The sequence below is a fragment of the Vibrio ichthyoenteri ATCC 700023 genome (assembly GCF_000222605.1).
Lineage (GTDB): Bacteria > Pseudomonadota > Gammaproteobacteria > Enterobacterales > Vibrionaceae > Vibrio > Vibrio ichthyoenteri.
The window spans coordinates 1-1,028 of the sequence record NZ_AFWF01000324.1 but is presented as its reverse complement, the minus strand read 5'-3'; the positions used below and the strand labels follow the sequence as shown (position 1 = coordinate 1,028).

Here is a 1,028-nt window from a genome sequence, read left to right as displayed (position 1 = left end):
TCAGTTAGCCGTGTAGCTAGCTCGGTGTCGGACTAAAACTCGCTAATGATTGCTAGAAAGAAGGACAGAAATGAAGGGACGGCGTAACCAGATCGCAAAAGCCCCGACAACTCATTGAGTTATCGGGGCTTTCTAGAATAAATGGCACGCCCTGCAGGATTCGAACCTGCGACCACATCCTTAGAAGGCATAGGAAGTGTTTATATTGGACAGCTTGACTCTGCACCTAAAGCACAGACTACGAACCTGTATTCTATGTGTTTGTGCCTGCTTAGGTCAAACGCTACTGCTCAATAACCCTCGCATCAAGCGGCAGCATCTATGGCTTCTTTATAGATACGCAATAACCCTTCATATTCAGCTAGCCCTTGAAGTGTCGTCATTTTGGCTAACTTACCGTATACGCATTGAGCCTTGAGGAGAACGTCGAACTTATCAATAATAGATTCCAAAAGAAGACAGCGAATAACTAAACGGCAGTTGTAAGCCTCTTCGACAGATTGAAAGTAACGGGTTTGCTTCGTACCACTAGAACGGTCTGATATATAGTAGATTTTAGAGGTTCGACGATGAAACACTGATACACCTTGAGGTAAGCCTACCCCTTTGGTTTTGCTCGACTGTATTCCACTGTTCGCTAGAAATGCATTTAGTTCGCTAGGCAACAATGCACAAGTTTGAGGACTATATTCAAGGCCATCAATACACTTCAAATCTTTGTCTAATTCTAATTTACAGATATCATAACCAATTGCACTTAAAGCCTCAGATTGACGCTCATACCAAGTAACGAAGCGACTAAATAACTTCCATTCATTACAAACAACAGCTCCAGATTTCAGCTTATAGCAACGGGTAAGCATGCTATGCCAAACGCGATACGAATGAAGTTTACTACTATTTTTCACATCATTAATTCCAACACCAAGTATTAATCCACCCACCTTCCTTCTCCTTCTTAGGCAATCATTAAGTTACAATTCATACAAATATTTAGTAGGCTAGGCCTTCAGAAGGCAGATTAAGAA

The 1,028-nt window shown here is 41.7% G+C and carries 1 protein-coding gene; it reads right to left on the bottom strand.

What is annotated here, in order from left to right; genetic code table 11:
* Positions 1-305 precede the first annotated feature (305 nt).
* Positions 306-944 carry a hypothetical protein gene (locus tag RH85_RS21840; RefSeq protein WP_006714897.1) on the bottom strand — a complete coding sequence of 213 codons (639 nt, stop codon included), beginning with the start codon at positions 942-944 and terminating at the stop codon, positions 306-308.
* Between the last annotated feature and the right edge of the window lie 84 nt (positions 945-1,028).